The organism is Algoriphagus boritolerans DSM 17298 = JCM 18970 (genome assembly GCF_900108085.1).
In the GTDB taxonomy this organism is placed as follows: domain Bacteria; phylum Bacteroidota; class Bacteroidia; order Cytophagales; family Cyclobacteriaceae; genus Algoriphagus; species Algoriphagus boritolerans.
Genome location: NZ_FNVR01000032.1, coordinates 43,441 through 51,085, shown reverse-complemented (window position 1 = coordinate 51,085; position 7,645 = coordinate 43,441). Strand labels below are relative to the sequence as shown.

Here is a 7,645-nt window from a genome sequence, read left to right as displayed (position 1 = left end):
AGCGGGCTACCGACGTAGAGCCCGTCTTCGGCCATCTCAAATACAACAAAAGAATGGGCAGGTTCCTGCTCAGAGGCAAAGAAAAGGTCGAAATAGAAACAGGCCTGTTAGCCATCGCTCACAACCTGGCCAAAAAGGCCGGGTAAAACCTCCTCGCTCTACTTTTTCAGCCTTAGCGGACATTTTTCTCCCCCCAATAATCCCAATTCGCTAAAAATCAGCCGAAAAATCACTAAACTTTACGCTGACTGAAAGTCAAAAAAAATGGAGACCAAAAACTGAAAATCGGCCTCCATTGCGTAAATTCGGCTATTCAAATTTTAATATGAAATTTTGAGACAGCCTCAAGCTATCTCCCAGCCAGAGGTTTTTACCTCGGGATTAATAGTGCCGAAACATCTGGCAAAGTCCCGTAGGGACGAACGATATTATTTCATCAGCATTACCCAAATTCCTCGCGATATACGGCTTCGAATATCGATTTTTTAAAAGTCTAAAAAGCATTGGATTCATTCAGCTTTAGACTATATCTTAGCTAAGTGGAAAACAGTTCGGAAACCAAACCGAATTGACCCGGGCAAATCTAAATACCCAAACCCCTAATCAAAATGCGCATCTTTTTTACCGGAGGATCCGGAAAAGCCGGCCGACACGTGATCCCCTACCTACTAGATCAAGGCCATCGGGTGATGAATGTAGATTTGAAACCGCTGGATCATCCTGGTGTGGACAATCTGATTGCTGATATCACCGATTCCGGTCAGATGTTCAATGCAATGAGTTCCTATGCAGGATTTGACGAATTGGAGCCGGGAACCGGCGTGCCGAAGTTTGACGCGGTGGTGCATTTTGCCGCAATTGCGAGAATTCTGATCAATCCGGATAACGAGACTTTTCGTGTCAATGCTATTGGTACTTACAACGTGATCGAAGCCGCTGTCAAACTGGGTATCAAAAAGATCGTCATAGCCTCCTCTGAGACCACGTACGGGATTTGCTTTTCAGATGGAATGACCAATCCCAACTACCTGCCCCTAGATGAGGAATACGATGTGGACCCTATGGACAGCTATGGTCTATCCAAAGTGGTGAACGAACAAACTGCCCGGGCTTTCCAGCGGCGATCAGGAGTGGATATCTATGCCCTTCGCATCGGCAATGTGATCGAGCCGCACGAATATGCGGAGCTATTTCCCCATTATTTCAAAAATCCGGAAGTCCGCCGCAGAAATGCTTTCTGCTACATCGATGCGCGTGATTTGGGTCAGATCGTGGATTTGTGTCTGAAAAAGGACGGTTTGGGATATCAGGTGTTTAATGCAGGAAACGATCACAACGGAGCGATTATTCCGAGTAAGGAACTGGCCGATCGGTTTTTTCCGGGCGTACCGCTCACGCGGGAACTGGAAGAGCATGAGGCCTTATTTTCCAATCGAAAAATCCGTGAAGTTTTAGGATTTCAGGAAGCGCATAATTGGCGGAAGTACGTGAAGGGGGAATAGGCTATGATCCGAACCTTGGAGCTGAGTAATCAGACTTTGGGTTAAAAATCCTTCCGAATGTTTACTTTCAACCTAGTTTTAATTCAGAGATTCTTCCATTATGCGACAAATTTACCTGAGCTTTTTCCTTTCCATCCTCTTTGCATGTACTACCGACACCAAAGAAAAAGTCAGCGACCTTCCGAATTCGGACTCCCTTTTCACGACTCCTTTGGGAAAAACTTATCAGATCCCAACCCCTTCTGCCGAACTGATGGCACAATACCAAAAAGCAAAATCGGCTTTTGAGTCCAATCCCGAAGCTGTGGAGGCCATCATCTGGTACGGCCGTCGAACTGCTTATCTGGGGCAATTCCGACAGGCAATTGACATCTATTCAAACGGTTTGGAGAAATACCCAAACGACCCCAGACTTTATCGGCATCGTGGACATCGATACATTAGCATGCGGGACTATGAGCGGGCAATTGCAGATTTTGAGAAAGCCTCTAAACTGATAGTCGGCACCACTGACGAAATAGAACCCGACGGAATCCCCAATGCGCTCAACATCCCAGTCAGTAGCCTTCACAGCAATATTTGGTATCATTTGGGACTGTCCTATTACCTTACCCATCAGTATGACAAAGCTTACACCGCCTTCCTGAAATGCCGGGAAAGCGGCTCTCATTACGACAATATGGTATCCAGTACACACTGGCTCTATATGATTCAGCGACGACTGGAAAATCCCGACAAAGCAGATTCCCTTCTGGCACCGATTCACGCTGATTCCACGGTGATCGAAAATCAGAGCTATGCAAATCTTTGCCGCCTCTACAAAGGCTGGATACCGGTGGATTCATTGATTCAGGAAGGCCCCGGTAACCCATCAAACGATGCAGTGCGATACGGGGTAGCCAATTGGTATCTGTACAACGGTGATACCACTAAAGCCAGGCAACTGATGGAAGCATTGGTCAGCGAAAAGGCTTTTTCTTCATTTGGGTACCTTGCTGCTGAGGGTGATTTGCTCCGCTATTTTGACTATGATTAAAATTCTGAAGTAAACAGCTGATTCGACAAAATACCCGGTAAATTCTGCTCTACCCCTACCTTTTGTCATTTTCCATCAATCAGCTTAATCTAGTTCCCACCTTAGCATTTCGAAATAGCCCACACTCTACAAGAAAGGGTATATTTTAATGAAAAGTTAGCTATGAAAGATCAGGATCAACGAATTGCAAATATGTCCTTTGCGTCAGTTTACCCGCATTATGTCACCAAAGTGGAGAAAAAAGGCCGGACAAAAGAGGAACTCCATCAGGTAATCACTTGGCTGACCGGCTATTCGAGCCCGGATCTGGAAAGATTAATTCAGGAAAAAGTAACATTTGAGCGGTTTTTTGGGGAGGCCAACCTCAACCCAAATGCATCCTTGATCACCGGAGTCATTTGTGGGTACCGCATAGAAGACATACAAAATCAACTCACACAACAGGTTCGCTACCTTGATAAATTAGTGGATGAATTGGCAAAAGGAAGAAAAATGGAGAAAATTCTCCGAAGCTAGGATTGAGTTTCCGTCTTGGTGAACCTTCCCAAGAGTCATTATTTTTTTGGTTAACCCACCTTAACTACTTTTCTCAAGGTATAGCCATCAGAAAGATCCCCCCTCATCTGCCATATTTCCAGCAAGACTATTCCGGAATACCCCTTCAGATTCATTTTGAGCTGATTTCCTGATATTTATCATCTTAAAATGCGATGTCGAGCAAGTGATTTTAGCAGTTGTGTTCTTACCTTGGAGCAATCAATTAAGCAAGACTATGAAACTTGGATCTAAGATTTTATTACTGACTGATTTTTCGGAAGTGGCTGCACATGCTGCCTTATACACCAAAATAATCGCCGCCAAAACGAAGGGGAAAGTGGAGATCATGCACATCGTACAGCCTCCTGTGGATTGGGTCAAGCTGAGCAAAGATCAGGAGCAATACTACCCGGAAACCAGAAAAGAAATTGCGAATGCCAAAGCGAAACTCTCGGAATTAGTCAGCTCATTTGAAAAATCAGGGATCCAAGCTTACTCGTCACTGATCTATAGTTTTGGACCCGAAAATATCTTTTTCCATGTTCAAAACTCCAAGGCAGATTTAGTTCTCATGGGTTCTCGGGGTGCCGGAGTATCTCGAAGTTTCCTACTGGGATCCAATGCACAGAAAGTGCTCCGAAACCTAACCACACCCACTTTAATCGTCCAAAAAGCTCCCGAAGCGCTCGAAATCAAGAAAATCGCATTCCTGACTACACTCGAAAAAGACCAGGAAGGAGCTTACGCCAAGCTCAAAGATTTTGCGGAATTAATGGGTGCTACCCTTGATCTGATTTTCATCAATACCCCTTACAATTTCTTCGAAAATGAGGAGACGGACCGAAAATTTGACAGGTTTACCTCAGACAAATTGAAATTAAACAAGGTCCTGATCAATGCCCACAACATGGAGCGGGGGATTCTATTCTATACACAACAGTACCAACCCGATTTACTGGTCCTCGCCAAATCTGATAAACCCGGCTTGGTCCAGCTTTTTACTCCAAGCCTGACTGAAAATCTTGTCCGGGAGCATGATTTCCCGATTTTATCCATCCAAATTGAATAAATGAACAGAAACCTTCCATTCAAATCATAAAACTTGGGGATCAGCCCAAAAATTATTTTTCCTTCGCTGATTTTGAATAACTTATAGAGCACTAACAAAATCATAAACACATGGAAAAACTCCGTAAAGAAGATATCCCACAGGAAGCCTTTGACCTCTACGATTATTATTGCCACAATAAACTGGATCGAAGGACCTTTGTAGAAAAACTGTCAGTCTATGCCGTGGGAGGTATTACCATCACAGCACTGATGAGTTCGATGATGCCGGATTATGTCAATACACGCACTGTCGAACCGACAGATGATCGGATGCAAAGCTCCGACTATGTGATGTACGATTCTCCGAAGGGCGGAGGTCAAATTAAGGGATTGCTCTCTAAGCCCGCAGGAAGCGGGAAATTCCCCGGAATCGTAGTCGTCCACGAAAACCGCGGACTCAATCCCTACATCGAGGATGTAGGAAGGCGCTGTGCCGTGGACGGGTTTATTTCCATTGCACCGGATGCCCTTACTCCACTCGGAGGCTATCCAGGAAACGATGATGAAGGCCGCGCCATGCAAGCGAAGCTGGATCGAAATTCCATGCTCGAGGACTTTATCGCAGCCTATGAATTCCTAAAAAACCACCCCGATTGTGACGGAAATGTAGGTGTGGTTGGTTTCTGCTTTGGAGGCTGGATAGCCAACACAATGGCCGTCCGTATTCCTGATTTGGGGGCAGCAGTGCCTTACTATGGTGGACAACCGGCGCTGGAAGATGTCCCCAAAATCAACGCCCCTCTTCTGGTAATTTATGCAGAACTTGACGAGCGGGTGAATGCCGGTTGGCCCGCCTATGAGGAAGCTCTAAAAGCCAATAACAAGAAGTATGAAATGATCAAATACCCGGGTGTAAATCACGGTTTTCACAATAACACCACACCGCGATATGATGAGCCTTCGGCAAAGCTGGCATGGGAAAAAACGATCGCCTTTTTCAAGGAAAATCTTAAATAAAAATGGAGGCTAAGGCCTCCATTTTTTTATGTCTTCCAGGCAATGGTACAGGCCTTCACTTAAAGTTTATATTCAAAACATTTTTTTTCGTCATACTTTATTATATCATTTGATTCTCTTCCAACATTTCCGAATATTTGATATGCTCTTTTCCTAATTTCCTTATAAAATGAAACAAATAACTCCCTACACCTCCTACCATGAGGCAATTGAAGCATTTGACAATGGTGGAAAATTTTTCAACCTTTTCTGCCATGCGCATGATGGAGTGGTATCACCGGCCGAATTGGGGAAGGTAGCAGAAGTGGCTGACGACAAGCAGTCCATGATTCTTTACTTGGTGATGTCAATCTCACGCTTGGACAATCGATCCCGAGAACGAATTTTGGCTCGATTGGATGCTCAATTATTTGATATCTACGAAAAGTACCGGCCCGTTCATATGAGTTTGGATCAGATGCTTGAGCGAGGCAAGGCAGGGATGAGCACCACGCTGGTTGGAACGGTAAAAAAAATCAGCAACTCTTCTGCATTTAGTGGGTCCATCATGGTCCCCGTCGTAATTGACGAAGTGACTACTTTTACAATGGTTCCGATAGAAGATTCATACGAAGTTTATGAATTACGATCAGAGCACAGTAAAAATGTAGCCCTAGTGGCACATCACAAAGAAAAGGAAGGCTTGCCGGAGCGAAAACTTCGAGTTGGCGGCATGATTAATTCCCTAAGTGAGGGAGAAGCAGCGAATCAACCAAATACAGTATTTCTTGAAGTGCAATTTTATATGGAGGAAGACTGAAATTCAGCATTTTATTAAAACCATACTTTGGAAAAATTACTGATTGATCATCAATCCATTTCCCTATCACAATGGGATTTTATAATCCGATTGCTGGTAGCAATCGGCATTGGATCAGTCATAGGGCTGGAGCGACAATTTCATGCTATGAAAGAAAACACCCAAGGATTTGCAGGAATTCAAACTTTTGTATTCTTCGTATTGCTGGGTTTTATCGCTGCCCTTTTCTATTTTCTTTTTTCTCCTTGGGCTTATGTAGCGCTATCTCTAGGAGTTAGCCTTCTGATAGCGACTACGTATTGGTTTTCCACTTCAAAGGGTGACCGAGGGAATAACAGGGCGTTCAGTTCCTTTTTGGCTTTCGTATTGGGATCCATGGTTTTTGTGGGTTTGATTGAGATCAGCTTGATGGTCACAGTATTGATTGTGGTAATACTCTCTTCCAAATTGAAGGGAAAGTCATTGGAGCTCAGCATTGGCGCTGTAGCCATTTTGATTGCAGTGATTTCCAACACCCTGGTAAAAATGGGAATTGGCATTTATGCCGGCAGCAGCGCGCTTCGCAAAAATCTTCTACTAGGATATGGAACGATGTTTCTAACAGCACTTTTGGCTTTTTTTCTACTATGACAAAACTTACTACTTTAATTATCAGCTTTCTCCTTTTACTTTCCCTTCCCGTTCTTCTTAACTCCTGTTTCCAAAAAGAAAAACAACTCCCTGCTCCTACCTCGGAGCTACTTTCTGAGTCCTTTTTATCCTGGAATGGAGACTCCCTACCAAACTATCCTATTGGAAAACCTAAAATCTCCATTGTGAAAATCTCCATTCCACCAAATTCTGAGCTTCCCCATCACTATCATCCTGTCATCAATGCCGGAGTCTTGCTGAAAGGTCGGCTGACTGTGGTGGACGTCAAAGGAAATATTCTCGAAATGAAAGCAGGAGACCCAATTATCGAAGTGGTCAACACGATTCACTATGGCAAAAACAACGGGGACGAATCTGCTGAAATTTTGGTTTTTTATGCGGGAGCGGAAGGGATGGAAATCGTGGTAAAAGATTCCATTTCAAATTAAAGACACGATTAATTCTTAATTTAAAAATCCATCATTCAACAATTGCAGCCATGTCATCACACAAGACCACTTTTCAGTTTATCAGCGAACCTGGCGACGTTAATTTCGGGGGAAAAGTCCATGGCGGCACCGTGATGAAGTGGATCGATCAGGCAGCCTACACCTGTGCGAGAAACTGGGCAGAAAGCTACTGTGTAACCGTCTATGTGGGCGGCATCCGCTTTTACAAACCCATCGGAATCGGCGAGGTGATCAAGATTGATTCTCAGGTGATCTACACCGGCAGCTCGAGTATCCACATCATGGTCGAGGTGTATTCCCGAACCTTCGAGCAGAAGAAGTTTGAGAAAAAGACCCATTGCATCATCATTTTCGTGTCTGTGGATGAAAATGGCAACCCCAAAAAAGTAAAGCCTTGGGTACCGAAAACCGATCAGGAAAAGAAGCTCCAAGAATACGCGCTCAAACTCAAAACCCTCCGGGAAGAGATCCACGAGGAGATGCGGCCTTTTTTTAATGAATGACCGTTTTTCAGGATCTAGAGTTCTTCAGGATTTGCAATCCTGAAGGCTTGCTCAAGGATTTGTAATCCTCCAAATCAACCACCTTCACCACTTTGAATCCA

At 44.3% G+C, this 7,645-nt stretch carries 10 protein-coding genes; all 10 read left to right on the top strand.

Features of this window, described 5'->3' with window-relative positions; all coding sequences use genetic code 11:
• Positions 1 to 146: transposase (locus C4S61_RS18825; RefSeq protein WP_146064425.1), on the top strand; the 146-nt coding region annotated here is incomplete at its 5' end.
• A 462-nt stretch (positions 147 to 608) separates the two neighbouring features.
• Positions 609 to 1,502 (top strand): NAD-dependent epimerase/dehydratase family protein, encoded by an 894-nt coding sequence (locus C4S61_RS18820; protein ID WP_103926338.1) that lies wholly within the window; start codon positions 609 to 611, stop codon positions 1,500 to 1,502.
• A gap of 100 nt (positions 1,503 to 1,602) precedes the next feature.
• Complete coding sequence (locus C4S61_RS18815) at positions 1,603 to 2,538, top strand: tetratricopeptide repeat protein (protein WP_103926337.1); 936 nt, start codon at positions 1,603 to 1,605, stop codon at positions 2,536 to 2,538.
• A 162-nt stretch (positions 2,539 to 2,700) separates the two neighbouring features.
• Complete coding sequence (locus C4S61_RS18810) at positions 2,701 to 3,054, top strand: DUF2200 domain-containing protein (protein WP_103926336.1); 354 nt, start codon at positions 2,701 to 2,703, stop codon at positions 3,052 to 3,054.
• A gap of 256 nt (positions 3,055 to 3,310) precedes the next feature.
• Complete coding sequence (locus C4S61_RS18805) at positions 3,311 to 4,144, top strand: universal stress protein (RefSeq protein WP_103926335.1); 834 nt, start codon at positions 3,311 to 3,313, stop codon at positions 4,142 to 4,144.
• 110 nt (positions 4,145 to 4,254) lie between these two features.
• Complete coding sequence (locus C4S61_RS18800; protein ID WP_103926334.1) at positions 4,255 to 5,142, top strand: dienelactone hydrolase family protein; 888 nt, start codon at positions 4,255 to 4,257, stop codon at positions 5,140 to 5,142.
• Between the two features lie 169 nt (positions 5,143 to 5,311).
• Positions 5,312 to 5,941, top strand: coding sequence for a hypothetical protein (locus tag C4S61_RS18795; RefSeq protein ID WP_103926333.1), 630 nt, complete (start codon positions 5,312 to 5,314; stop codon positions 5,939 to 5,941).
• Positions 5,942 to 5,968: 27 nt separating this feature from the next.
• Positions 5,969 to 6,571 (top strand): MgtC/SapB family protein, encoded by a 603-nt coding sequence (locus tag C4S61_RS18790; protein ID WP_103926332.1) that lies wholly within the window; start codon positions 5,969 to 5,971, stop codon positions 6,569 to 6,571.
• A complete protein-coding gene (locus tag C4S61_RS18785) occupies positions 6,568 to 7,020 on the top strand; it encodes a cupin domain-containing protein (RefSeq protein WP_103926331.1) in 453 nt (150 codons plus the stop codon). Before C4S61_RS18790 ends, C4S61_RS18785 begins: the two co-directional genes overlap by 4 nt.
• A 50-nt stretch (positions 7,021 to 7,070) precedes the next feature.
• Positions 7,071 to 7,544, top strand: coding sequence for an acyl-CoA thioesterase (locus C4S61_RS18780; protein WP_103926330.1), 474 nt, complete (start codon positions 7,071 to 7,073; stop codon positions 7,542 to 7,544).
• The last annotated feature ends 101 nt before the right edge of the window (positions 7,545 to 7,645 follow it).

Excerpts from the sequence above, each read along its gene's own strand:
- C4S61_RS18820 (WP_103926338.1), top strand. The coding sequence starts at position 609 with ATGCGCATCTTTTTTACCGGAGGATCCGGAAAAGCCGGCCGACACGTG.
- C4S61_RS18815 (WP_103926337.1), top strand. The coding sequence starts at position 1,603 with ATGCGACAAATTTACCTGAGCTTTTTCCTTTCCATCCTCTTTGCATGT.
- C4S61_RS18810 (WP_103926336.1), top strand. The coding sequence starts at position 2,701 with ATGAAAGATCAGGATCAACGAATTGCAAATATGTCCTTTGCGTCAGTT.
- C4S61_RS18805 (WP_103926335.1), top strand. The coding sequence starts at position 3,311 with ATGAAACTTGGATCTAAGATTTTATTACTGACTGATTTTTCGGAAGTG.
- C4S61_RS18800 (WP_103926334.1), top strand. The coding sequence starts at position 4,255 with ATGGAAAAACTCCGTAAAGAAGATATCCCACAGGAAGCCTTTGACCTC.
- C4S61_RS18795 (WP_103926333.1), top strand. The coding sequence starts at position 5,312 with ATGAAACAAATAACTCCCTACACCTCCTACCATGAGGCAATTGAAGCA.
- C4S61_RS18785 (WP_103926331.1), top strand. The coding sequence starts at position 6,568 with ATGACAAAACTTACTACTTTAATTATCAGCTTTCTCCTTTTACTTTCC.
- C4S61_RS18780 (WP_103926330.1), top strand. The coding sequence starts at position 7,071 with ATGTCATCACACAAGACCACTTTTCAGTTTATCAGCGAACCTGGCGAC.